Origin of the sequence: Desulfosediminicola ganghwensis (genome assembly GCF_005116675.2) — a bacterium.
GTDB lineage: Bacteria > Desulfobacterota > Desulfobulbia > Desulfobulbales > Desulfocapsaceae > Desulfopila > Desulfopila ganghwensis.
This window is the reverse complement of the sequence record NZ_CP050699.1, coordinates 2,153,452-2,178,874: the sequence shown is the minus strand read 5'-3', so window position 1 is coordinate 2,178,874 and position 25,423 is coordinate 2,153,452. Positions and strand designations below refer to the sequence as shown.

Genomic DNA, 25,423 nt, shown 5'->3' with positions numbered 1-25,423 from the left:
ACTGTCAACTTTTCAATAACGATGAGATGGAACAATTCAGTTATTCATTACAATCAGTCCGTCAGCAGCACAGACTCCCTGCCCTTTTTCGTAGACAAAAACGGGGTTGATATCCAATTCAACCAGACTCTCCTTATGGTCCTGGGCAAGCAATGACACTTGGGCGATAATTTCTGCCAAAGCATCAATGTCAAGCTCTTTGGCTCCGCGATATCCTGTAAAAAGAGGGAAGCCCTTTAAACTTTGAATCATCTGCAGTGCTTCCGGCTTGGTGAGAGGTGCTGGGAGCAGGGCGGTATCCTTGAAAATTTCAACAAATACTCCCCCTAGCCCAACCAGGACTGCAGGACCAAACTGCGGGTCATTATTTACGCCTATAATTACCTCAAGGCCGGGAGATAACATTTGCTGGACAAAGACACCGTCCACCTCTGCCTCCGGGGCATGTTTCTTCCCATTTTCCAGAAGACGATCAAAGGTAGTGCGCACCTCTGCTTCATCACGAAGGCCAAGAGCAACTCCCCCAATATCGGATTTGTGAGCAATATCAGCAGATGCAATCTTCATTACTACAGGGAATCCGACTTCCCTGGCAATTTTGACAGCCTCACCCTGGTCTTTTGCTATATACCCTTTTGGAGTAGGAATGTTGTAATCAGCAAGGACCTTGCAACTCTCATACTCTGATAGGGTTCTACGCTGGGTAGCCTGCTCAGATTTTGGAATCGCAAGTTCGAGGGTATGGTTTTCAGGCTTATATTCGATAAAACTTTTGAGATGATTAAGGACGGCAAAGCCATAGGCAGGAGGTGGTAGTACGGGCACACCCGCTTTGGCCAATTTAATTTCATATTCAGGATTTCTGGTATTCTCAAAAAACGGCAGCATTACCATCGGCTTTGCGTTACCGTTTTCTACAACCTGTTCAATTCCCTTGGCCATGTAATGAATGCACGGGTCGGCAATTTCATGAAGCAGAGTATATCCTATAACTACCAGACCTATACCTGGGTCATCCATTACAGCTTGCAATACCTGCGCATAGATGTCTGCATCGTAGGAAATTGTGGCAGTAGTATCCAGGGGATTGGCCGGATTTGCATACGATGGTAGAAGTTTTCTCAGTCGGGCTAGAGTATCTTCCTGAAAGTCCGGATAATCAATTCCATGCAATTCCCCCATGTCGGCACAGATTCCGGTTTCGCCTCCTGAGAGATTGATTGAAGCAAAGCCTGTTTTTTCAGGAATATATGGCAGAGTGGCAAAAAGCTGGGTTGTTGCAAGAAGCTCTTCAGCATCATTGACTCTGATTACGCCAAACTTTCTGAAGATACCGTCATACATCGCATCGGCTCCTGCAAGTGAACCGGTATGCGATGCTGCAACCAATTTGCCCTTTTCGCTTCTGCCTGTCTTGAGAACAACAACCGACTTTCGCTTTTCAGCAGCCTTTTTTAAAGCCTGGCTGAATTTATCCGGTTGGGTTACCCCTTCCAAGTAAATCCCGATAACCTTGGTTTGATCGTCGTCAACGAGATAATGGAGGTAATCTTCCATACTGACAACAGAACAGTTGCCGGCGGAAATCGCGTAGGAAAACCGCATCGCAGGATGATCCATGAATGAAAGGCAAAGTTGACCGCTCTGTGAAACAAGTCCTACAGAACCTTTTCTGTCCCGCTCCTGTGAGATAAAAGCGAAAGCAGTTACCTCATCGACATAATTCATGAAACCTGCACAGTTGGGCCCCATCAGGAGAATATCCAACTCTTTACACAACTGTTTAAGGTCTTCCTCGGCTCTACGCCCTTCTTCTGTTCCAGTTTCAGAGTAGCCTGAAGCATAAACCACTGCGGCTTTAACACCGGTAACCGCAGCTTCTCGCAGTAGAGGTTCAATGGTTTTCTGGGGTGTGCAGAGAACAACCAGATCGATTTCTGTTGGTATCTCGGCTAATGATGGATAACACTTGTTGCCGAAGACAGTCGATCGTTTTGGATTGACGAAATAGACCTTCTCTTTATCCGCATAGGATATGACATTTCGGCAGGTATCGCCGCCAAAACCTTCTTTTTCACTCGCTCCGATAATAGCGACGGCTCGTGGGGCAAGGAGTTTCGTAATGTTCATCCCATTCCCCTATGCTCTTGTAGCAATTTTGACGCCGTGAATAAAGCATTCGCGGTTGAGCGGGTTGTTACGGCCTTTCTTTCTGAAATAGGCGTCAATACCATCTGCGAATTCTTCAGGCGGAAAGAGTCCGGTTGCTTCAATTGCCGCACCAAGCATAACGATATTGGCCCCTCTTGGATTCTGCAGATCAGCAGCAATCGAGGTGGCCGGTACCTCTATGACCTTGATATCTTCCCTGAAGGAAACATCCTTTACCATCGTTGCATTGGAAATCAAAACTCCCCCCGGAATAATACTCTCCTGGAAGTCCTTAACGGACTCTTCGTTCATACCGATCAGGGCATCGCGGGTTTTAAAAAATGGATTTAATATTTCCCGATCATCTATCCGCAGATGGCAGCTTGCCGTTCCTCCTCTCATTTCCGAGCCATAAGAAGGAACCCAGGTTAACTCTTTGCCGGAAACCATGGATACATGGGCAAGCAGCATCCCTGCAGTAAGCACTCCCTGGCCGCCAAAACCTGCACAAGTAATACTAAGCATCGACTCTCTCTCCATTTTTGACATATTCACCCAATGGGTAGGTTTCCTTGACTTTTGTTTTGATATGATCAAGACTTGCCTCAAGGGTCATCTTCCAGTTTGTGGGACAGGGGGATAATATTTCGACCAGAGAGTACCCCCCCCCGGACATCTGGGTTTCGATTGCGGTGCGTATATATTTTTTCAGCTTGTTGATTTCTTTGGCAGTATCCACCGAACCTCGTGCTAAATATCCGACTGGTACTTCCTTAATTTGGTTGATGATATTTACGGGTTGGCCTGTTGTATCAGCGTTTCTTCCTTGAGGTGAGGTGGTCGTGCGTTGTCCTGGCAATGTGGTTGGCGCCATTTGGCCACCGGTCATTCCGAATATGCCGTTGTTGACGATGATGGCGGTAATATTTTCATTTCTAAGAGCTGCATACATCGTCTCAGAAAAACCTATCGCCAGAGAGTCTCCATCTCCTTGATAGGTGAAAACACAACATTCAGGGCGGACACGTTTAACGCCGACAGCAACAGCGGCAGCCCGTCCGTGGGGTGCTTGAATCCAGTCGGTTCCAAAGGTATCCATCATCAGACATGCGCAACCGACAGCAAGTGAACCAACTGCCTTGTCTGCAAGATCCATCTCTTCAAGGACTTCGGCAACAACTCTGTTAATGATGCCGTGGCCACATCCTGGACAGAATTTATTGTCTTCAACAAGGAGGTTAGGAATTAATTTTTCAGACATGATGTCGCCTCCACTTTTTCGAGAACAGAAACAGCTTTTTCTATAATCTGTTGAGATTCCGGAATAACAGCACCACCAAGGAAATTTTCAACGGGTGATTTCATTTTGCAGGCGAGCTTGACGTCTATATCAAGTTTTGGCAGAGAGCTAAGCTCAACGGTAAGATACGCTTTGACATCCGGATTTACTTCCTTGAAACCGTCTACAGGAAAAGGCCAGACGGTAATTGGACGTAAGAGACCAAGACGGATACCCTGCTCCCTCGCAGTAGCAACTGCTTCTTTGCAGATTCGGGAGCTGATTCCGTAAGCGACAAGTACAACGTCTGCATCGGCAATATGGAGAGCTTCCCAACGCTGCTCCTTCTCTGCCATTGCATCATATTTTTCTTTTATGTATGTATCGAAGTCATCGATATAATACATAGTTGAGGTGATTTTCTTGAAATCCTGTCCGCTCTTGCCTCGTACTGCCCAAGGTTTATCAGGATTTACTTCTTTCATCTCGGGCAGTTCGACAGGCTCCATCATCTGGGCGATGGATGCATCGGTGAGGATCAGACAAGGGTTGCGATACTCTTCGGCTTTATTAAAAGCAAGACACATCAGGTCAACACTTTCCTGAGCGGATGCCGGTGCGTAAACCAGCATATGGTAGTCCCCGTGTCCTCCGCCGGTGGTTGCCATATGGTAATCGCTTTGGGCCTGGAAGATGTCGCCAAGCCCACTGCCATAGCGCTGAACGTCAACTATAACGGCAGGAAGTTCAGCTGATGCGATATAGGAAATTCCTTCCTGCAACAGACTGAAACCCGGACCGGAAGAACTGGTCATAGCCCTGAATCCTGCTGCTGCTGCTCCGTAGACCATATTGATCCCGGCAAGTTCTGATTCTGCTTGAAGGAAAGTTCCTCCAACTTCAGGAAGACGTGCTGAGAGATATTCAAGAATTTCACTCTGAGGAGTGATCGGATATCCGCCGAAAAAGCGGCAACCTGCTCGAACTGCGGCTTCGGCAAGGGCATCATTTCCTTTCATGAGACGGCGTGACATATCAGCAGGCCTCCTTTTTTTCAAATACGTAATCCGGACATACTGTGTAGCAAATTGCACAGGCTATACAACGCTCAATATCGAGAACAACAGTGGTGTATCCTTTTTTGTTAACGTTCTGAGAAAACGACAATGCATCTTTGGGACACTCCAGAACGCAAAATCCGCATCCTTTGCATCTCTCATAATGTTGCACCATGCGTGCTTTCTTCTTTGTCTTGGTCACAGTTTGAGCTCCTGGTGAGATTTAATGCAGCCAATTGTCTACAGATGAAACATGGTTTCATTGCGATATTGCATTTAAAACCAGTCCTACCTAAATAGTTTTTAAGTAGAACTGATTAAGGAACCATCATTTGAAAAAAGTGAATCGCGTTGAACTTGGCATAGACATATACCAAGAATAAAAACGAGTCAATACAAAAATGTATATGCGATCTGTCGTTCGTATATGCGATCGACAAGGGGTTGCTATAGACAATTCAGGGAATATCTTTTATAAATAGAAGTGGAAAATCATGACAGATAAAGTTACTAAACAATTACAATGAAAATTAACAGAACCACGCATAGAGCTACTGAAATATTGAAACTGCTGGCACAGTGTCCTGAAGGGTTAACCGTTACGGAAATTGGAGAGAGGCTGAAATTACCCAAAACCAGTACATTTGATATCGTGCGAACCCTTAAAATGGCACTTTTCCTGAGGGAATCAAGCAATCGATATTATATTGGTTTTATGGCTAATGAAGTTGGCACGGCGTATGCGGGGGATAAAGAACTCTATGGTGTTGCAAAGCCACACATCTTAAAACTTTCAGATCAGATGAAGATGGCAAGCTCTTTAGTTGTTTTTGAAGGGATCGTCTTAAATTATGTTTTTGAACATACCCCGAAGGGAGCAATAATAACCCCTGCTTCATCGAACACAAAAGACTTTTTGCATGCATCTGCCTCAGGCAAGGTGTTGTTGAGCTATATGACAGATGCAAAACAAAAAAAGGTTCTATCAAAACTTAAATTTTCACCGTTTACCGATAACACGATCACATCAAAAGACGCCTTCATTGAAGAATTGAAAACAACCCTAAAACGTGGTTATGGGGTAGATGATCGTGAATGGAATGACTTAGTTACTTGTGTTTCGGTACCAATCTTTATCCATAAAAAAGTTATCGCAGCAATGACTTTATCTGGTCTGCAAATTGCCAGTGATGTAATTCCAGGGGTAGCTGATAAATTAAAAAATGTGTCACAAATAATTACGGAAGAGATAGGTTAGCCGGTAGAATAGTATGGAGTAACAGATACTATAGCCAGATCTCCACCTTAGCTAATGGTCCAATTTACCGCACCCACTTCTGTTTGATATAACTGTACTGCTATTTTGCTTTGATGAATGTATGTTCTTACAGGAACATTACATAATTTGGGGAAAACATTCCGGTATCTTACTTGGGAGGCAACACTGTTGTAATGCCTGACAGTAAAGTAGTCTCTTCAATCCTTTAAAGAGTGCTGGTTATTCTCACTCAATGTGGGGTCGCCAAAAACGTAATCATATTAATTAGTTTTATGCATCTTTTTCGAGATTCTTCTTGCGCTGCAACAGTCTGATAAACGTTAAACCAACAATCAGACAGCCGAGAAACGGCATTTCATTAACCACTTCGTGTATTGCCGTAGGTTCAGGAAACGTATATTTCATTAATACGGGAGCACCAAAACATACTGCAGCAACGAAACTTCCTAACATCAGCTCCTTAATTCCGCCAGTATCAAGAATTATCATAGCCCACCCCTCTTCTCACCAATTATATTTCTGCAGATCTTCCACACATCTGCAATAGCATAGGTTGCCCAACCGTTTTCTTGAGTCAGTTCTATAACCGTAACATTCTCCAAGCAGAGAAACAATCTATCCCCTCGGCTATTTGAAAAAACTGCAATCCATGCGGTGAAGATTCTCCTGACAGGCTGGAACATTCTCAGGTATAGCTTTTCCGACAGAGGGGCTGTTTAGGCTTGATCAGGGTGGTTGATACGAAAGTAGTTTCTTTCACCGCCTCTGATCGAAAATGGAGCAATTTTCCAGCGAGAAGGATCTGGACATTATCAGGAATAATCTTCAGTTCCCTAATCCGCGAACACCATTAGATTGCCGAGATACATCTTCAATATCTTTTGCATGATTGTATCTTGCTATTTTGCAGAGGTCCTGGAGATAAAATTTTTCATTCAATCAGAGATGATTCTGTTCATGAGCCGTTCATAACGCAATTCGCATAGATAATCCGAGATACAAGTTGACATCTCATGCACCTTGCCGTTAACGTGCTGTTTTGACTTCTTATTTACGGTATAGTGTTAGCTCCTTCACTTAACCAAGGTCTGCACTGCATGAAACAGCACAAACACTATCGACAACTCACTCAGGAACAAAGATATCAGATCTCAAGGCTACGTAAATCTAGGCCACAGCACAGTGGCAGCGAGGCATGAACGTGAATGCAAATGGTAGGATTCAACGTTTCTGGCCTAAGAAGGATACCCGGAGAACAAACTCCTCTGGAAAACCTTTTAGGTAAGAATGTTGCACTTATTAATCGAATATAGCGAAAATGAAAACACAATCGTCTTTGTTATTTCTCAAGATGGTCCAATACGTGGATTCGTAAAAAGAGATCATGAAACCATTTTATGTTGGCCTGACTGTACTGTTTCTATGTTTATTTAATGAAAACGGTGGGTCACTTCTTACACGCCCCCCCATTTTTGAGTGGTCATAGCTTCCTGCATAGATAGGCTATAGCCCTGCGGCCTGCTTGTACGCATATTGTGCACTGGTAAACGCTTACATGTTCGGGTATCGGGCATGTTTTCCACACAGCGGTGAACGGTTACCTGAGTCATTCATCATACCGAGATATCTCTGTGGTATCTGGCAATTTGCCTAACACACGTTGTGATTGTATACTCTTTGCAGTATGTGTCTTCAGTTTATCTGTAAACATCTGTTAGTGTTTGGCAGTCGGGAAGGTTTCTTATGAGTAGAGATCAACAAGTAAATTCCGAAGCAACCCGGTTGCCGACTGAGTTAGTTGATCGGCTGACGAACCCCTTTGTGCGTTTCTTGCGCATTCAGTCTGCTGGTGGTGCGATTCTGCTATTATTCACTGTTGCGGCCCTCGTTTTCTCAAACTCCCCATGGGCCGAATCATTTGAACACGCCTGGGAGACAAAGCTAGGTCTCCAGTTTGGTTCGTTTGAATTTGCCCGCTCGCTGCGAGAGTGGATCAACGATGGCCTGATGACCCTGTTTTTCTTTATTGTCGCATTGGAGCTCAAGCGGGAGTTGGTTCTCGGAGAGTTGAACAAACCTCGTATGGCTGCGCTATCCATAGCCGCCGCTCTGGGAGGTATGATCGTCCCCGCCGCGATTTACCTGTCATTACAATCAGGACAACCAGGCCATCATGGGTGGGGCACTGTCATGGCAACTGACACAGCGTTTGTTATTGGCTGCCTGGCACTGCTCGGCTCGCGCATCCCTCAGAGCTTACGTGTGTTTATGCTGTCTTTAGCAATTGTTGATGATCTTGGCGCTATTATGGTCGTAGCGATCAGCTATAGTAGCCACATTGCCTGGTGGCCGTTGGTGATAGCTGCGCTTGGGTTAGTGGTTTTGCGAGCCTTGGCAAAGCTCGGTTTTCGTGGTTTTCCGCTCTATGTGCTGATGGGAGTGGGCATCTGGCTGGCAATGGATGCGTCAGGGATCCACGCCACCATCACAGGTGTGATACTCGGCCTGATGACTCCGGCGCGCCGATGGGTTAGCGACGATCGGTTATACGCCATATTGGGCCAGGTTATTGCACATCCGGTCACCAGCGAAAGCAGTGAAGACACGAAAGATCGACAAACATTGCAAATTGCTGAAATTGCCGCCCGTGAAGCACTGTCTCCGGTTGAGCGCCTGGAGATTGCACTACATCCTTGGGTCGGTTTTGTCATCATGCCCCTGTTTGCATTGGCCAATGCTGGGATAGCACTCACTCTAAACGATCTGGGAAACTCGGTCACCCTGACGATTTTCTTAGGTTTTGTTTTGGGTAAGCCAATTGGCATTCTGTTTTTCAGCTGGTTGGCTATACGATTGCACATTGCAATCCGACCCCATGAGCTCACCTGGAGATTAATGATCGGGGGGAGCCTGCTTGCAGGAATCGGCTTTACCATGGCGCTGTTTATTGCGAACATGGCATTCAGCAAGAGTCTGATCGGAAGTGCTAAGATGGGAATCTTTCTTGCGTCTGCTTTTTCTGCACTGGCGGGAATTGCATTTCTGATGTGGGTATCAAAGAGTGGGGCAACTCCTGAAGCGGGTCACGAATGAACGGCGAGTTATAGGATTAGATGGCATTGTCGATGTCGAAATATATCATCAACAAAACAGCTTTTTTTATCCTGTATATTATCTGCTTAATAGACTCATCTTTGGGTAGTTGATACGACTCTCCCCGCCTGGCAACTTCTGTTTTCTTCTGGTCGCGAGTGCATTGTTCAAGGTCAAGAACCAGGATACATTCAGCAAGTTGTCTCAAAAATCCCTTTACTGCAGAGCGGCTCTCGGGTCAGCCACACAATCCACTGAGCATCATCTTTGTCAACGCCAGGAAATAATAATTTTTCTGGAGAAGAAATGATAGAGGCGATACATTTGTAGGTGAAGATGTTGGAACTGCGAAGGGTAGAAAAAGGTTGTTCTATACTCTTTAATATCTCGGATATTGAAGTGCAGATGTAAAATTTAGCTCGAATTTCTCATAAGTTCAGACGTTGTCAGATTATAGGTTTTTTACAGTAAACAGCTCGGGGATGATGTGCTTAGAAGAATAGGAAATACCATTCTTGGCAGTCTATGGAAGGCTGATTTTCCTGCACGTTACGGAGATGAGGAGATCGCTATCATTTTACCGGAAACAACAAGTACTCAAGCTACCCAAAAGGCGGATACGTTACGTGAAGATCTGGCTCACTGCTTTCAGGAGGCTGGACCACCAATAACAGTGAGTATAGAAGTTTCCAGCATTGTCGCTTCAGATCTCCTGGCATCTGCCAATGACCTGGTATACATTGCTGACATTGCTCTCTATAAAGCGAAGTGTGGAGGTAAGAACAAAGTTGTCAGCGCTTGCTGCTAATCATTTTCCTCTCCGATGGTCCCATTCAATAACACTCCATATAACAGATATAATAATGTTTTCACCTAACAGGTAGTGACCAGATAAGCATGAAGATGTAAAAAGAAAAACGGCGAGTAGAGACGCATATGAAGAAAAATTTTCTACTCATTTTTGATGATATCCTTGGGGCCGTTCGTGAGCCTCTGGTCGCCCTTGATAGTGAGTTCAGGGTCGTCAAGGCTAACAGCTCATTTTACCGTTTTTTTGCTATTGAGCCTCATCAGACCGAAGGCGTGATAATCTATAATCTTGGCAATGGTCAATGGGATATTCCCGGGCTGAGAGAGCTGCTGGAGACGATCCTCCCCCAGAATTCAGAATTCAATGATTTTGAAGTTGAACATACCTTTACTGACATCGGTTTCAAGATCATGCATCTGAATGCCAGGCGCATTGCAAGCGAAAAAGAAGAAAATCAGTTGATTCTTCTGGCAATTGAGGATGTGACAGATCGGGAATACAGCAAACGAAATCTTGATGAACTTGTAAAGCAACGCACTGCTGAACTGCGGATTTCCCGGAAAAATGCAGAGGAAAGCAGACGCATTGCCGAAGATGCTCTGGAAGAGATAAAAAAGCTCAAGGATCAGCTTGAGGCTGAGCGAGCGTACCTGCTTGAAGAGATAAAACTCGAACTCAACTACGACAATATTATTGGCCAAAGCAATGAGATCAAATATGTTTTTTATAAAATTGAGCAGATTGCACACTCTGATACAACTGTCCTGATTTTGGGGGAAACGGGGACAGGTAAAGAGCTTGTTGCCCGGGCTATACACGACTTGAGTCAACGTAAGGGGCGCGCAATGGTTAAGATGAATTGTGCAGCTCTCCCTGCAAACCTGGTTGAGAGTGAGTTGTTCGGACATGAAAAAGGTGCATTCACGGGAGCCAACGCTAGAAGGATAGGACGATTTGAGCTTGCCAACGGCACGACCCTCTTTCTTGATGAAATTGGAGAATTGCCTTTGGAGTTACAATCAAAACTGTTGCAGGTGATAGAGAGTGGCAGATTTGAGAGGTTGGGCAGTTCTCAAACCCAGAGTGTTGATGTCAGAATTATTGCCGCTACTAATCGTAATCTCGAAAAAGAGGTTGAAGAAGGGCGATTCAGGGAAGATCTCTGGTATAGATTGAATATTTTCCCCATAACGATGCCTCCGCTTAGAGATCGCCTGGATGACATTCCACTTCTGGTGAAATACTTCGTTCAGAAAATTTCCAAACGATTAGGCAAGGCTATCGATATAATACCGACCACCGTCATGACCAGTCTGCAGAACTATCCCTGGCCGGGAAACGTCCGTGAACTTGAAAATGTTCTTGAGCGGGCGGTGATCAGCTCTTCCGGATCCAAGCTAAACATCTTTGATGAGCTTAAGCATGCTTCACGACATGGTTCGGATGAATTGCAGACACTTGCAGCGGTCGAACGAGACTATATTACGCGGGTGCTCGAACAGACCCACTGGAAAGTAAGCGGAAAAAACAGTGCAGCCGAGATTCTTGGACTTGAACGCAGTACCTTGCGCGCCCGAATGCGTAAGCTCAATATCCGTAAAGTGTAGCTACAGAACACGTCGTGAAACGTACTTTGCTAAATGGATATGTTCAATCCGCCTTGTCACAAATACTACTTCAAACGTACAGATCAATAAGAGTACTGGAAAAATCGTGAATAGTAACCCGTCAAAATGGTTATAGGTTTGTTTTGTGCGCTATCAAATCTGTCGTTTCTTCTGAGATGATCTGCGATTCATCATCTGCTTATTTGGCTGGGAAAATGCGATCGTTTGTTGCTTGAATAATTCATCCCAGTTTGATGGTGGATGGGTGTATACCGCAACCGAGTTGAACTCCCGCTTGATCATTGAACCATCTGCCATTTGGATGATTACACCACCCGCTTTTGTGATTTCGTGTACGATTCCGTAAGATCGAACAAACTCCCTTGATCTGCTATCGGGGTGGTCAGTCATAACACTGTCACCTTTTTGCATAATTTACTCCTTTGCTAAGGATACAGATCAAACTATAAGCACGATTAAAAAGTATTTAGAATTATTGTATTTTTTTTCTCGCCAACAATTGAGGTTCAGACTTGTTTCGTGGCGCCTTCTACGGCCGGTCAGGTTGTTGCTTAATGCGTCTCAATTCCCCTTGATATTGATCAGTTGATTAAAAAATATTGCCGGGAAGCAGTATTGATCCGGGATGTTCATCGGTTCAGGTAACATCAGGAGATGGTGTGCAGGGCAAGGCCCAATGGTGATCTGAATTTGAAACCATTGGGGCAAGATTAATTCAATCACTCCAAGTGAGGTGTAGTATGACATTAGCAAAATGGGATCCACGGCGAGAACTTGATGACGTATTCGACCGTTATACGAAAATTGTTGGTCGGCCTCTGTAGATTCTTACAAACCAGTCCGGAAAAATTTGCAGTTATCCTTAACAGTTACATTCTAACGGGGATGGTAGCTTTGAGCGCTATTATTCTTTTTTTTGTCAGGTAGAGACAGGCTGTTTGATTGGGGGCAGTTCTACAATCTCCGGGCAATCCTCTCAGGCCAGTTATTGGGGGCATACCCTGCTATACCGACCATAAACCTGACCAACCCGTAACTGAACCAGCTCACCAACCGCAACGCTAGTGGCTGTAATTTCCATGCATTTCCCCATATCCGTCGTGCTTCATTGCTGATAGCCTGGTCCAGACTGGCCTTCAATGCTGTGGCAAAGGTGTGGTTCAGAACAACGACATTCGCTTCAAGGGAAAGCAGCAGACTGAAAGGATCAAGATTTGAGGATCCGAAGGTCGCCCAATATGAATCGATCACAGCGACTTTGGCATGCAGAAAAGCTTTGTGGTGCTCATAGATCTCAATTCCCGCATCAAGAAAACTTCCATAGAGCGCCTCTGCTGCGAAATGAAACAAACGATGATCCATCTTTCCCTGCAACAGTAAAACCACGCGGACACCACGCCTGGCAGCAGCACAGAGGGCATGACGAAAATTCATACCAGGTAAAAAATAGGCATTGGCTATGATGATTTCGGTGTCGGCTTGATTAATTGCCTGCAGGTAGGCGTTTTCAATGTCACGACGATGGTGGAAGTTATCCCTTTCGAGAAACGCTACGCGCATAGTGCCAGGTGATTGCGGTCTTGGAAGGTCACTTTTCCTCTTCCGACTCAGGGCAAAACGTAAACGGTTTCTGGTTACATGCGTCCAGACCTGTACGCATGACGAGTAAATTGATCTAACCAGCGGCCCCTCTACGCTCACGGCAAAGTCATAAAAAGATTCAGCCTGATCAGACGTTATCTTCTGGTCTTGAATATTCATGCCCCCGACAAAGGCAATTTTTAGATCAACCACCACTATTTTCCTGTGCAGGCGCCGAAGTCTTCTACGCCGAAAAGTCCAGGGTGATATCTTAGGTCGGAACTTTCGCACCATGATCCCTCCAGCTTTCATGTAGTCAATCATGGTGTGCGGCAAATTCTTCGAGCCGAATCCATCGATCAGGAGATGCGTTCTTACCCCGCGTAAAGCCGCCCTCCTGAGGGCTTCCGCAATGCGTCGTCCAATGTGATCATTTTTAAAAATATAACTCAGGATATAAATTTCATGCACCGCTTCATCCAGTGAAGCTTCGATGGAAGTAAAAAGGGCTTCGCCGTTGTGCAGCAGTGTTATGTGGTTCTGTGAATATATTTCTTTCATGGCTGGATTATCATGAACATCAATAGGGTATTGCCCACATATATCTTCTGCGGATGGGTTCTCATTATCAAAAACCTGTCTTTCCCTTCATAAAAATCCGGCAAAGTTGAACATTTCCTGATGTTCTCTATTGTCTCACAAATCAGCCTCTCACAGAACGACTTTTCGGTGAGAAATTTTTTGCAGATGCCTATCCATACCCTATGTGCCTGAACACTATTTTTCAATACAGCGCACCAAAGAGACAAAAACTGTTTTTGGCATAAGACCAGGCAATAAGCAAACCGGCTATGTGGAGGTCGTATATGACCACTTGGTCATATATGACCTCAGGACTTTACCGTTGTGAATATTTGAATGTACTTAAGACAACCTGCATGAGTGGATATTCTGAATCAAGGCAGGAGGATAAGACGCGTCGATAGCAGGTAAAAGGATCCTGGCACAGGGATTGCTTAAATGAGATTGCAGGTACACCTGCTCTGCATCATGTGGATAGTGCTCCCTGTTCAATGCCATAAACTTCGAACCTTACACCGCCTGAATTGATGAGAAATCCGGGCCAGGAGTAAGCCCGATAGAAGAGGTGGTGGAAAGATGTCCGATTCAAACAAAAACGAAAATGAGAACTCAGGAGACAGGCTTCGCTCAATGTTAGGACTTAACCACTCCCCCAAAGACGAGAATGGTAAATTCCCAAAGCAACGATTGAATATCTGGTATGTGTTTATCGCCATATTACTATTCTCTTATCTGCAGCCATTTTTCTTTTCCGATAAAGTTGAGACAATTCCTTACAGTCAGTTCAAGCAGCATCTTACTGAAGGCACGCTGGACAACTTGATCATCGGTCCTGAATATATTACGGCGACGCTTAAAGGAGTCCCGGATCGACAGATTTCCACCATTCGGGTTGATGATCCAGGATTAGTGAAGGAACTCGCTGACAGCAAAGTCAGCTATTCCGGTAAATACCAGAATAGATTGCTGAGCACTATCCTTTCCTGGCTGCTGCCGCTCGGCATTTTTTTTCTCTTCTATTTCTACGCCATGAAAAAGATGGGGCCTGGGGCTGGGGTTATGTCTTTTTCCAAGAATAAGGCCAAGATTTTTGCAGAGAGTGATACCAATGTATCCTTTGCTGATGTGGCAGGGATTGATGAAGCGCAGGAAGAGCTTGAAGAAGTTGTTGAGTTCTTAAGCTCTCCGGAAAAATCACAAAAACTAGGCGGCAGGATACCTAAAGGTGTGCTTCTGGTCGGTCCGCCGGGCACAGGGAAAACACTCCTGGCCCGGGCTGTGGCCGGGGAAGCGAAAGTGCCTTTTTTTAGCATCAGCGGTTCTGAATTTGTTGAGATGTTTGTTGGCGTAGGTGCGGCTCGCGTTCGCGATCTTTTCTCCCAGGCAGCTTCTCAGGCTCCCTGCATTATTTTTATTGATGAACTCGATGCAATTGGCAAAGCCCGTGGTGTGAATACCATGGGCGGACATGACGAGCGGGAACAGACACTCAATCAACTACTGGTTGAGATGGATGGGTTTGAGACCAACAAGGGCGTCATCATCATGGCTGCTACCAACCGTCCCGAGATTCTTGACCCCGCCCTGCTGCGACCTGGCCGTTTTGACCGTCAGGTATTGGTTGACCGACCAGATATTAACGGTCGCAAGGCTATTCTGGAAATTCATACAAAGAATGTGGTGCTGAGCCCAGATGTAGACCTTGGCAAGCTCGCAGGACGAACTCCCGGATTTGTTGGCGCGGATCTGGCCAACATCATCAATGAAGCTGCGCTGCTTGCAGCCCGGAATGAGAAAGAAACGGTGGAATTGATTGATTTTGATGAAGCAATCGAACGGGTCGTCGCCGGTCTGCAAAAGAAGAACCGGGTTATGAGTGCCCAGGAGAAGGAGATTGTCACCTACCATGAGTCAGGACACGCGATAGTCGCGGAATCTGTTGAACATGCTGACCCGGTGCATAAGATTTCCATTATTCCGCGTGGAATATCGGCCCTTGGATACACCCAGCAGCAGCCAACCGAAGACCGTTATCTCATGACCCGTTCTGAGTTGCTTGATCGCCTTGCTATTCTCCTTGGCGGCAGAGTAGCAGAAGAGCTTGTTTTTAACGAAATATCGACCGGTGCCCAGAATGATTTACAGCGGGCCTCAGATATTGCCCGCACCATGGTCACTCAGTATGGCATGAGTGATCGTCTTGGATTGGTCTGCTATGAACAGCCACGGCAGGTAATGTTTATGCCAGAAGGATTTCCGTCTGCAAAAAACTACAGTGAAGCCAAAAGTGCCGAAATTGATAGTGAAATTAGTAAATTGATCGATGAAGCTCACAAGAGGGTACAGGCAATTCTCTCGGAACGACGAGACGTTCTGGATGAACTGGCTGAACTCCTCTCAGTAAAAGAAAGCATATCAGGAGATGAACTCAGAAGGATACTGAAACAACAAAAAACAAAAGACGAATCGAGTGTATAAGCAACACTTACTGACAATTGGAATAGAGTGCAGCTAAAGACACTTCGCCTCGTATATCAGGCTCTTTCCTGAGTACATCCGAGCCATGGAGCTGACGTGTTACGAAAACATAATCTATTGGAGATATTGAAAGAAACAGGTTCGGCCCTATAGAGGACCAAAAGTCACGGGCAACAACAGATCATGATACGTTTATGAAATACAAAGATTATTATAAAATTCTTGGTGTTTCCAAGGACGCGGGGAAAGATGACATACACCGAGCCTACAGGAAGCTTGCCCGTAAATACCATCCTGATGTCAGTAAAGACCATGATGCTGAATTAAAATTCAGAGAGATTAATGAAGCAAAAGAGGTGTTAAACGACCCTGAGAAGCGAAAACTCTATGACATGTATGGCAAAGATTCGGAGAAAGCAGGTCAGCAGCCTCCACCAGGATGGAACAGGGGAGCAGCAAATGACGGAAAATTCCGTTACCAATCGTATCAGCATTCAAACAATGCGAATGGTTTTCAAGGAACTGACGATTTTAGCGAGTTCTTCAACAATCTTTTCGGCGATCGTGCTACCCGTGAATCGTCAGGGGGGAGGTATGAAAATTTCTTCAGTGCTGCGGGAAGCTCTCATGAGGCTGAAATAGAAGTTGAATTACCTGAGGTGTTTTCCGGCGCAACACGTATCATTACATTTCAGGTTTTCGAGGCAAGTGTTGATGGGAAGGTGATACCCAAGGAAAAAAAACTCCAGGTCAAAATACCTAAAGGGGTAACAAACGGTTCCATTATTCGGCTGGCCGGTCAGGGAGAAAAAGGGATCGGAAGTGGTAAAGACGGCGATTTGCTGCTCAGGATATCCATCTCTCCAGACCAGAGGTTCCATGTTGTCGGTCATAATCTGCATACATCGGTTTCGGTGTCTCCATGGGAGGCTGCTCTTGGTGCGAAAATACCTGTAAAGACTGTCAATGGTACAGTAATGCTCTCCTTGCCGGCCGGTACTCAAAATGGAAAACAATTTCGGTTAAAAGGATTTGGCATACCAAAGAAAGGAGCTTCCGCCGGAAATATCATCGTTGAAATAGATATTCGAATACCCCGATCTCTGACTGACAAAGAAAAGCAGTTGTTTGAGGAACTGTTGAATATTTCCGACTTTGACCCGAGAGAGGAAAAGACGCAAAGGGCGAAACCGTATGAAAAGACATGATCTAATAATATATGCGCAACACCTCGAAACGAGACTTATAACATTAGATGAACTTGGCCGGCTGGTTGGAAAGCATCCTGCAGTATTAAGAAGATATATCGTCTATGGACTGATTGATCCAGCGGTTGAAAGCCCTGAACCGCTTTTTGAGGATACTATTGTCGCAAGGGTTCAAAAAATTGAGAGATTGAAAAACGATCTGGGACTCAATCTGATGGGATGCGGTCTTGTGATGGACCTTCTTGAACAGATATCTGATTTAGAGGCGCAGCTGCAACACATTCGAAAAGAGAGGCGCTAGGAGGTTGTCCGAGGATGGCTCTTTACCCAAAATCTTCGGATTTTTCAGAAAATAATGCTCGCAATATTAAATATATGGCTGTGCTTATTTTCTGAAAACTTCTCGAGTTTGAGCAAATTTCCTATTCTCGGACAGCCTCCTAGGAGGTTGTCCGAGAACACATCTTCAAATGCTTGTAATCCTCTTCACCAAGACCCGGTTAAGCATTCCACTTCTCGATATTCTCCATTGTTTCGCAATTCATCTTGTCATAAAACCACTTTCTCTGCGTATCTGTCTATTCTTCCATAATTCTTTCCTGATTCATCGCACGAAAAAGACGAGAACATCCTCTCAAGTTAGAGCTGCGCGAATACAAACCGGCTATGCACAGGTCGTATTTGACCACTTGGCCATATATGACCGCGCGACTGTGGGTTGAGACACCTGTTGAGAACATACATGATGGGAACAATTTACATAAAATCATGACCATGAAACCTTGTTGACCGGTTGTGGGGCCGTGGCATGGGGATTGCTTAAATAAGAGTGTGGGCTACATCTGACTTATTGGAGTAGCCAGGCCTTTCACTACAATTCAGGAGGAGTCAATGAGTGATAAAAAACTTTTACAGACAAAGCTGGAAAAGGACGTGGAGCTGGCACAAATCAAACTTGCTGAGCTCAAAGCGAAGATTGAAAGCAAAGCCATTGCCGTTCGGGCCACAGATAGCATCCATATCGAGGTGCTTGAACAGAGAATTGAAGAGGCCAAGCAGCGGTTGCACGAATTGAATCTGAGTCAGGGCAGTGTACCGGAGCAAATCGTTAAAGGGGTGGAGGATTCCTGGAGTGCACTGCAGGATTCGCTTCAGGATGCCGTCTCAACCTTCGAAGGGGAACAGTAACCTACCTGGATGACTTTCCATGATTTACCTGGATGCGAGGTGCCCAAGTTATGATCATCATAAGGACTATACTGAACACTTTACCAGAGAAGAAAAGAGAAGTTTTACAAACGCTCCTTGCGATGGTTGAAGCACCTGCAAACGACAATGGGCTGCTCAGCTACGGAATATACACAGATATCGGAAATAACAATATTTTCAATCTGATTTCTGAGTGGGAAACCCGTGGTCATATGAACGATCATCTGAATTCTGATACGTTCAGTGTATTGCTTGGCACACAAAGCCTGCTGCTAAAGCCAATAGAAATCCAGATCCTTAATGTTTCCAGCATTGAGGGCATCGAGGCCGTCTATGCGGCCCGGAAAGCGAAGGGGTAGCTATGGGAACTGTTGTTGAACGGCTGATGGTATTCTCATCCAGTCGGCCGCGAAGCGCAAAGTGTTCACTAGCGGAGAGGCAACACGTCGATTCCGTACACAGTCTCTGGATGTGCGCAATGATCTACCAGGAGACAAAAGGAGCAGACCATGTCTGAACAGGAAGATAACATTCGAAAATCATTGAAACCTGCCCTTGATGTGCTGGAAAATTTTAAATTGAAGCTGGGTAATTTCAAACCTAAAGAGAGCCTTCTGTTTATCGCAGTTCTCCTCGTGGTAGTGCTTCTTGGCTCTTCCTGGTTTACAGTGCAGCCGGAAGAGACGGGAATTGTGCAGCGGTTTGGCAAGGTTGTACGTACGGCCAGTCCTGGGTTGCATTTTAAATTTCCGCTTAGCATTGAAACGGTCCGGCGATTGCCGACAGCCCGTGTCTTGAAGGAGGAGTTCGGTTTCAGAACAATGTCCTCTTTGCCGGGTATGAAAACCCGCTATGCACCAAGCGGGACACATGTAGAGGAATCGCTGATGCTGACCGGCGATCTCAATGTGATAGATGTGCAATGGATTATCCAGTATCGCATTGAAGATCCAATACTCTATCTGTTCAAAGTACGTAATACAGCAAAGACCATTCGTGATACCACCGAGGCAATAATGCGAAGGGCTGTAGGCAATCGCCTTGGCAGTGATGTTCTGACGACCGGTCGTGTCGCCGTCGCCAGTGAAGCCAAAGTGGAGATTCAAAAAGTCCTGACAAGCTACCAGAGCGGTGTACGCCTGGTTACCGTCGAACTGCAGGATGTAACTCCCCCTGACAGAGTGAAACCAGCCTTCAATGAAGTGAACGAATCACGACAGGACAAGGAACGGACTATCAATATCGCTCAGGAGCGGGCCAATCGCGAAATCCCGAAAGCTCGGGGTGTTGCAACCCAGAGTATCAGTGAAGCAGAGGGCTATGCTCTTGAGCGGATCAACCGGGCAGAAGGTGAGGCAACCCGATTTACTGCAATACTGGCCGAATATCAGAAAGCACCACAGGTTACGCGCAGACGACTCTATCTCGAAACAATGACCGACTTTCTGGCAGAGATGAAAGGGCTCTATATCGTCGACACAGATCAGAAGGCGATGGTTCCCTGGCTTCCGCTGAAGTCTGTCGATGGTGCAACAGCCGGAGGAGAGTAACCATGAACATTCAATTACGAGTAATTGCTGTTGTAGTCGTATTGCTGGCATTTTTCGGTCTATCCGGAGTCTTCTATACTCTTCAGGAGGGGCAGCAGGCAATTGTCGTGCAGTTTGGTCGACCGGTGGGCGAGCCGATAACAGAGGCTGGTCTGCATATGAAACTCCCCTTTGTGCAGGAGGTCCGGCGGTTTGAAAAACGATTGCTCATCTGGGATGGTGATCCGAACCAGATTCCTACCAAGGGACGGGAATTCATCTGGGTTGACACTACTGCCCGATGGCGGATAGCGGATGCCAGAAAGTTTCTGGAGAATGTCGCCAGTGAGGAAGGTGCCCAGTCCCGTCTAAACGATATCCTCGACTCCGTAGTGCGGGATCAGGTGTCAAGCAGCGAACTCGTTGAGCTTGTCCGTTCAGCTTCGTGGGAGCTCCCGGAGCAGGAGGATCTGCAGGATATTCCCAAGGAGAGAGAAGAGGAACTTAAAAGGGAAATCGCACGAGGAAGGGAGGAAATAACCCGAACGATACTGACCGAGGCACGAAGGATCATCCCGCAATATGGTATTGAGCTGGTTGATGTGCGGATAAAGCGTCTCGACTATGTGGAAAGTGTTCGGGAGAAAGTGTACGAGCGGATGATCTCAGAACGTAAACGCATCGCCGCCCAGTTTCGTTCGGAAGGTGAGGGGCGAAGTGCCGAGATTCTCGGTGAGATGGAAAAAGAGCTGCGTCAGATCCGCTCAACGGCCTATCGCCGGGTTCAGGAAATTCAGGGAGCCGCCGATGCGCGTGCCACTGCAATATATGGTACGGCTTATAATAACAATCCGGATTTCTATGGTTTCCTGCAGACCCTTGAAAGCTACAGGGAGAAACCGAACCAAAACTCCGTACTCATCCTCACTACAGAGAGTGATTTTTATCAGTACATCAAAAAGGCCAACCCTGAGAAAGTGCCGTAGATGGTTTCCATCCGAAAACCAGGGGCTTGAGATGGTGTCGCAGGAGGGCATATGAAAGAAATCAAACATATCATTGTTCCGGTTGATCTTGTCGAACATACGAGAAATATCGTTGACCTCGCAATATTCATGGCGAACAGACATGAAAGCGAAATCTGCTTTTTCCATTGTGTTGAATTTGTCGAGTCCGCATCCATGTGGGAGATGGCAATAATGAAATTTTCGTATGAAGATTACATGGCAAAGAAAATCCTTCATGCAGAACAGGCTATTCAAAATTTCATCAAAGATGCTGCCAGTGAATGCCAGAATTATCAGATTAGTGTGGTAGCTGGTGATATTGTCAGTGAAATTATGGCTTGCGCAGAGACCAACAAGGGTGACTTGATAATTATGGGGACCCATGGCAAACAGACACAGAAAAAAATTGTTCTCGGCAGTATTTCTGAACAAGTTCTCAGGAAGGCCCAATGCCCTGTGATGGTTATCAATCCATAACCAGCGCTTTGAATGACTATGGTATGAAAACAGGGGCATATCAACTGACTCGAGGTGGGGTAAGTTGAATAAATCGGACACCAATGTTAATAAAGCCCACGACATGGAGGTGTCCTAATGAGCAAACGAACTAACGGCCGCTACTCAAAAGAATTTCGTGATGAAGCCGCAAAATTAGTGGTTGAAGGCGGTCTTTCTGCCTACGAGGCATCACGTCAGCTCAAATTGCCAAAATCTACCCTGGAGAATTGGGTAAGAGCATTCAGGGCCGGTAAACTAGGCAATATAGGTGGCCACCAACAGCCATTAACCGAAATCGAGTTAGAACTCAATCGTGTTAAACGAGAGCTGGCTCAGGTCAAGCAGGAGCGCGACATCCTAAAAAAAGCAACTCTGGATTCAATAGGTCAATGCAACACTCCCCCAAAACATATCAGCCGGTGTCAAGTAACCTAGCGTTTTTCGTGGTCGTTGATTTAAACGTAATGCTAACTCATTTAACTCTGTTTGAGAATACACAGATAAATCTGTCTTTTTAGGTAAATATTGTCTTATTAAACTATTCGTATTCTCATTTGTGCCACGCTGCCAGGGGCTTTGAGGGTCGCAAAAATAGACTTTAACACCAGTAGCCACCGTGAATTTCTTGTGATATGCCAATTCCATTCCTCGATCCCAGGTGATTGTTTTCCTGAGATTTTCAGGCAAATGTAGTATCTGCTTGCGTATTGCATTAGTGACAGACAGGGTATCTTTACCAAACACCTTCACAAGCATTGTAAATCTACTCTGACGTTCAACTAATGTTGCGATATGAGTGTTATGGGAGCCAGCTATTAAATCACCTTCCCAATGGCCAGGCACGGATCTATCTTCAACTTCCTTTGGACGTTCACGGATGGAGAGTCCATCAATGATTTGACCACGGGTGACTCCTTTTGTATTGAATTGCTTTGATTGGCGCATCTTTCGACCCGTTCGAAGGTGCTTGAGCAACTCTTTTTTCAACACTCCACGCGCCTGAATGAATAAACTCCGATAGATGGTTTCATGAGAAATTTGCATCGAATCATCAGCTGGATACGTCTTTTTTAACCAGCCAGATATCTGTTCTGGTGACCACTGAAGTAAGATTTTATCAGTAATAACCTCGAGCAATGTTGGAGATTGCCCAAGCTTACATGGTTTCGGACGCCGAGCACTGTCCCATGCATTTTTATCAGCGTTGACAGCTCGATATGCCTGAGATCCTCCATGCCGTTTAATTTCTCTGCTCACCGTTGAAGCAGGTCGCCCTAGGTGACGAGCAATACACCTAATGGAATGGCTAGCAGCTATTCCACGAGATATCTCCTCCCGCTCGAATAAGGTAAGGACATGCATGGATCGCTTTCTTTTTGGTGGTGAGATTCCACCATGCAGCTGAAGCATACCATGGATTGTACCGGGGGCCCTGCCTACAGCTCGTCCAATCTCACTGAAAGACTCTCCTTTACGCCATCTTCTCCAGACTTCATCCATTTCTATCGATGAGAATTCGTTTCGTCTCTTTTGGGTCATCACAACCACCTCCCTATAAAATCTCATTATAGAGTGTTGCATTGACCTATTGAATCTACAACCGCGTACTTTGCCAAGGAGTCGCTGCACAGTACGCGATAATTACAGAGCTTCGACCTGAGTATGCAGTGCCTTTGCTCTGCCAGGTTCTAGCTGTTTCTTCAAGCGGCTATTATGCTTGGCTGAAACGCCCGGAATCACCACGACGGCAAGAAGAGACACGGCTTGTCATCGAGATCAAAGCGGCTCACAAAAGAAATAGAGAAACGTATGGCCCTGAACGCTTGCAGAGTGACCTGGCCGAGCATGGTGTTCATGTAGGAGTGCATAGGATCAAACGCATCCGCAAGGAACACGGTATTCGCTGCAAACAGGTGAAAAAGTTCAAGGCAACTACAAACTCAAATCATCGCTTGCCGATTGCCGAGAATGTTCTTGAACAGAAGTTTGAAGCCAAGGCCCCCAACCAGGTCTGGGTTACTGATCTGACGTACATTTCCACTGCCGAAGGCTGGTTGTATCTCGCTGGTCATAAAGATCTGTTCACAGGGGAGATCGTCGGCTATGCAATGGGTGAGCGAATGACAAAGAACTTGGTCAGCCAGTCACTTTTTCGTGCTGTTGCTTCCAAGCGCCCACCCGAAGGCTTGATCCATCATTCGGACCGAGGCAGTCAGTATTGTGCTCTGGAGTATCGAAGATTGCTCGACCAATTCGGTATGCGCGCTTCTATGAGTCGTCGCGGTAACTGTTATGATAACGCACCCATCGAAAGCTTCTGGGGAGTATTGAAAAATGAGTTGGTCCACCATCGTCGCTACGTCACCAGAAATGAAGCGATAAAGGAAATCACGGAGTACATCGAAATTTTCTATAACCGCCAAAGGCGTCAGAAGAGATTGGATTACCTTTCACCTGCCGCTTATGAACAACAATTTTTCAAAGAGCAAAATACAGCGTAATATTTTGGTGTCCGCTATTGCCGACCGGCCTCACAGCAGTTCGATGTTGGAAGAATAGAGCATTCCTCTCGATTGATAATCTCGAATTATCTTTTCACTGGTGATTTATCGGAAATTTTGAGAACCAGTCCTGTGGTCTTTAGGTTGACACCCCTTGATTGCGATACGAGAACAACATATCCTCTAAAAAACAGATAATTTGAAACAGTCTTCATTTGTCAAACTCAGCGGAGGTTCTAAGATGAACAAATCAATGCGTGTAATGAGTGAAAGACCTTTAAATGCTGAGACACCTAGACATTATTTGAAATCTTGGATAACCGCAAATAATGTGTTCTTTGACAGAAATCAGGGCCAAATACCTGAAAAGGCGATTGAACTGTCTGAATGGAGACTCACCATTGATGGGGATGTTGAAGCGCCTCTGACTATCGATTTCGAAACTCTGTTGCGTATGCCAAAAGCAATTGCAGCAAATACGATGGAATGTTCGGGCAACAGCCGATCCCTGCTTACGCAAAAAGCTTCAGGCAATCCATGGACAATAGGCGGTGTAGGGAACGCTGTATGGGGTGGTGTCTGGTTGAAAGATCTTTTAGAAAAAGCAGGTGTCGCGTCAAATGCCCATCATGTCGCATTCGAAGGATTCGATAAGCCATTGGGCAAAGCTCAGATCAAGTTTATCCGCAGCATTCCACTGAAAAAAGCTATGTCCTCCACATTACTTGCATACGAAATGAATGGAGATCCACTTCCACTTAAACATGGCTTTCCTCTTCGCGCGTTGGCTCTTGGATGGACTGGTGCCAACTGCGTCAAATGGTTGAGAAGAATAACTCTTCTGAGCGAACCTTTCAGGGGGTTCTACATGGATGATGTCTACCGCATACATGACAAGGGACAAAACCCGAAAACCGGGAGCACCGTAGACGCAATCACCATAAAATCCATAATTACTCAGCCGGAAATAGATGAAATTTTACCAATTGGTACAGTCACGATTTTGGGTGCTGCTTATGCAGGTGAAACAGACGTAGATAAAGTTGAGATTTCAACGGACAACGGAAATACCTGGCAACTTGCAACTTTCATAGGTCCAGATGAACCATTCGCATGGAGGCAATGGCAATATGTGTATAGCATTTCCCAACCGGGAAGCTATACGATTTTGTCCCGAGCAACAGATCGCAATGGTGAAAAACAGCCAATGCAAGCTACCTGGAATAAGTTGGGCTACGGTAATAACGGTATAAGAGAGCACGGCATAACATTTCGGGTTCAATAGCCCTTTATGTCGCAACACTAATAATTACCGTCGTCACAATCTTTATTCTTTTTCAAAATCGCCCTTGGAGGCCCCACAAATCGGGCATACCCAGTCATTCGGCACATCTTCCCAAACTGTGCCGGGATCTACGCCTTTATCGGGGTCTCCTTCAGTCAGATCATAGACGTAACCGCAAATTGCACACACCCATTTATCCATTATTTTTCTCCTTAGTCGTTTTCACACCTCACTGATTAACCATCA

Annotated in this window: 23 protein-coding genes and 3 pseudogenes; 15 read left to right on the top strand and 11 right to left on the bottom strand. The window is 45.6% G+C overall.

Going from position 1 to position 25,423, the window contains the following annotated elements; all coding sequences use genetic code 11:
• Window positions 1–36 precede the first annotated feature (36 nt).
• The 5 genes from FCL45_RS09205 to FCL45_RS09185 are packed head-to-tail and all read right to left on the bottom strand — an operon-like array spanning window position 37 to window position 4,690.
• On the bottom strand, window positions 37–2,130 hold the full coding sequence (locus FCL45_RS09205) for an acetate--CoA ligase family protein (protein WP_136799504.1): 2,094 nt from the start codon (window positions 2,128–2,130) through the stop codon (window positions 37–39).
• Between the two features lie 9 nt (window positions 2,131–2,139).
• A complete protein-coding gene (locus FCL45_RS09200) occupies window positions 2,140–2,676 on the bottom strand; it encodes a 2-oxoacid:acceptor oxidoreductase family protein (RefSeq protein ID WP_136799503.1) in 537 nt (178 codons plus the stop codon).
• Window positions 2,669–3,412: a thiamine pyrophosphate-dependent enzyme gene (locus FCL45_RS09195; RefSeq protein ID WP_136799502.1), complete on the bottom strand. Its 744-nt coding sequence runs from the start codon at window positions 3,410–3,412 to the stop codon at window positions 2,669–2,671. The genes FCL45_RS09200 and FCL45_RS09195 overlap by 8 nt, the downstream gene beginning before the upstream one ends.
• On the bottom strand, window positions 3,397–4,464 hold the full coding sequence (vorB, locus tag FCL45_RS09190) for a 3-methyl-2-oxobutanoate dehydrogenase subunit VorB (protein WP_136799501.1): 1,068 nt from the start codon (window positions 4,462–4,464) through the stop codon (window positions 3,397–3,399). Before vorB ends, FCL45_RS09195 begins: the two co-directional genes overlap by 16 nt.
• Window position 4,465: 1 nt before the next feature.
• On the bottom strand, window positions 4,466–4,690 hold the full coding sequence (locus FCL45_RS09185; RefSeq protein ID WP_228721466.1) for a 4Fe-4S dicluster domain-containing protein: 225 nt from the start codon (window positions 4,688–4,690) through the stop codon (window positions 4,466–4,468).
• Between the two features lie 321 nt (window positions 4,691–5,011).
• Between FCL45_RS09185 and FCL45_RS09180 the strand changes: the two genes are divergently transcribed.
• Window positions 5,012–5,746, top strand: a complete 735-nt coding sequence (locus FCL45_RS09180) for an IclR family transcriptional regulator (protein WP_136799500.1) — start codon at window positions 5,012–5,014, stop codon at window positions 5,744–5,746.
• Window positions 5,747–6,037: 291 nt separating this feature from the next.
• On the opposite strand, the gene FCL45_RS09175 is transcribed toward FCL45_RS09180, so the two are convergent.
• The gene (locus tag FCL45_RS09175) at window positions 6,038–6,256 is read right to left on the bottom strand and encodes a hypothetical protein (RefSeq protein WP_136799499.1); all 219 of its coding nucleotides are present in this window, start codon (window positions 6,254–6,256) and stop codon (window positions 6,038–6,040) included.
• A gap of 1,254 nt (window positions 6,257–7,510) precedes the next feature.
• Between FCL45_RS09175 and nhaA the strand changes: the two genes are divergently transcribed.
• The gene (gene nhaA / locus FCL45_RS09170; RefSeq protein WP_136799498.1) at window positions 7,511–8,860 is read left to right on the top strand and encodes a Na+/H+ antiporter NhaA; all 1,350 of its coding nucleotides are present in this window, start codon (window positions 7,511–7,513) and stop codon (window positions 8,858–8,860) included.
• Window positions 8,861–8,876: 16 nt separating this feature from the next.
• On the opposite strand, the gene FCL45_RS09165 is transcribed toward nhaA, so the two are convergent.
• Entirely contained in the window at window positions 8,877–9,068 is a 192-nt protein-coding gene (locus tag FCL45_RS09165; RefSeq protein ID WP_136799497.1) for a hypothetical protein, read from the bottom strand.
• Between the two features lie 267 nt (window positions 9,069–9,335).
• Here FCL45_RS09165 and FCL45_RS09160 point away from each other — a divergent pair.
• Together FCL45_RS09160 and FCL45_RS09155 are read left to right on the top strand one after the other, a co-directional pair.
• Window positions 9,336–9,668 (top strand): annotated as a pseudogene (locus tag FCL45_RS09160) (GGDEF domain-containing protein); the annotation flags it as partial.
• A 128-nt stretch (window positions 9,669–9,796) separates the two neighbouring features.
• Window positions 9,797–11,278 (top strand): sigma-54 interaction domain-containing protein, encoded by a 1,482-nt coding sequence (locus FCL45_RS09155; protein WP_136799495.1) that lies wholly within the window; start codon window positions 9,797–9,799, stop codon window positions 11,276–11,278.
• 153 nt (window positions 11,279–11,431) lie between these two features.
• Here the strand turns inward: FCL45_RS09155 and FCL45_RS09150 are convergent, their stop codons facing one another.
• The gene (locus FCL45_RS09150; RefSeq protein ID WP_136799494.1) at window positions 11,432–11,710 is read right to left on the bottom strand and encodes a hypothetical protein; all 279 of its coding nucleotides are present in this window, start codon (window positions 11,708–11,710) and stop codon (window positions 11,432–11,434) included.
• Between the two features lie 543 nt (window positions 11,711–12,253).
• Complete coding sequence (gene clsB, locus FCL45_RS09145; RefSeq protein WP_136799493.1) at window positions 12,254–13,441, bottom strand: cardiolipin synthase ClsB; 1,188 nt, start codon at window positions 13,439–13,441, stop codon at window positions 12,254–12,256.
• A 597-nt stretch (window positions 13,442–14,038) separates the two neighbouring features.
• On the opposite strand from clsB, the gene ftsH reads away from it, so the two are divergent.
• From ftsH to FCL45_RS09100, 9 genes and pseudogenes are all read left to right on the top strand, one after another.
• Complete coding sequence (gene ftsH, locus FCL45_RS09140; RefSeq protein WP_136799492.1) at window positions 14,039–15,940, top strand: ATP-dependent zinc metalloprotease FtsH; 1,902 nt, start codon at window positions 14,039–14,041, stop codon at window positions 15,938–15,940.
• Between the two features lie 194 nt (window positions 15,941–16,134).
• On the top strand, window positions 16,135–17,148 hold the full coding sequence (locus FCL45_RS09135; protein WP_136799491.1) for a DnaJ C-terminal domain-containing protein: 1,014 nt from the start codon (window positions 16,135–16,137) through the stop codon (window positions 17,146–17,148).
• Window positions 17,135–17,449 carry a chaperone modulator CbpM gene (locus FCL45_RS09130; RefSeq protein ID WP_136799490.1) on the top strand — a complete coding sequence of 105 codons (315 nt, stop codon included), beginning with the start codon at window positions 17,135–17,137 and terminating at the stop codon, window positions 17,447–17,449. Before FCL45_RS09135 ends, FCL45_RS09130 begins: the two co-directional genes overlap by 14 nt.
• 590 nt (window positions 17,450–18,039) lie before the next feature.
• The gene (locus FCL45_RS09125; protein WP_136799489.1) at window positions 18,040–18,336 is read left to right on the top strand and encodes a sll1863 family stress response protein; all 297 of its coding nucleotides are present in this window, start codon (window positions 18,040–18,042) and stop codon (window positions 18,334–18,336) included.
• A gap of 50 nt (window positions 18,337–18,386) precedes the next feature.
• Window positions 18,387–18,716 (top strand): putative quinol monooxygenase, encoded by a 330-nt coding sequence (locus tag FCL45_RS09120; RefSeq protein WP_228721465.1) that lies wholly within the window; start codon window positions 18,387–18,389, stop codon window positions 18,714–18,716.
• 150 nt (window positions 18,717–18,866) lie between these two features.
• Window positions 18,867–19,907, top strand: a complete 1,041-nt coding sequence (hflK, locus tag FCL45_RS09115) for an FtsH protease activity modulator HflK (protein WP_136799487.1) — start codon at window positions 18,867–18,869, stop codon at window positions 19,905–19,907.
• A gap of 2 nt (window positions 19,908–19,909) precedes the next feature.
• Complete coding sequence (gene hflC, locus FCL45_RS09110) at window positions 19,910–20,872, top strand: protease modulator HflC (RefSeq protein ID WP_136799486.1); 963 nt, start codon at window positions 19,910–19,912, stop codon at window positions 20,870–20,872.
• 51 nt (window positions 20,873–20,923) lie between these two features.
• Window positions 20,924–21,370: a universal stress protein gene (locus tag FCL45_RS09105; protein WP_136799485.1), complete on the top strand. Its 447-nt coding sequence runs from the start codon at window positions 20,924–20,926 to the stop codon at window positions 21,368–21,370.
• A 117-nt stretch (window positions 21,371–21,487) separates the two neighbouring features.
• Window positions 21,488–21,757: pseudogene (locus tag FCL45_RS09100) on the top strand (transposase); the annotation flags it as partial.
• Window positions 21,758–21,769: 12 nt separating this feature from the next.
• Here the strand turns inward: FCL45_RS09100 and FCL45_RS09095 are convergent.
• The gene (locus FCL45_RS09095) at window positions 21,770–22,930 is read right to left on the bottom strand and encodes an IS30 family transposase (protein ID WP_136799483.1); all 1,161 of its coding nucleotides are present in this window, start codon (window positions 22,928–22,930) and stop codon (window positions 21,770–21,772) included.
• A gap of 62 nt (window positions 22,931–22,992) precedes the next feature.
• On the opposite strand from FCL45_RS09095, the pseudogene FCL45_RS09090 reads away from it, so the two are divergent.
• Window positions 22,993–23,892, top strand: a pseudogene (locus FCL45_RS09090) (IS3 family transposase); the annotation flags it as partial.
• Between the two features lie 241 nt (window positions 23,893–24,133).
• A complete protein-coding gene (locus FCL45_RS09085; protein WP_136799482.1) occupies window positions 24,134–25,177 on the top strand; it encodes a sulfite oxidase in 1,044 nt (347 codons plus the stop codon).
• Between the two features lie 42 nt (window positions 25,178–25,219).
• Here the strand turns inward: FCL45_RS09085 and FCL45_RS09080 are convergent, their stop codons facing one another.
• Complete coding sequence (locus FCL45_RS09080) at window positions 25,220–25,378, bottom strand: rubredoxin (protein WP_136799481.1); 159 nt, start codon at window positions 25,376–25,378, stop codon at window positions 25,220–25,222.
• Window positions 25,379–25,423 lie beyond the last annotated feature (45 nt).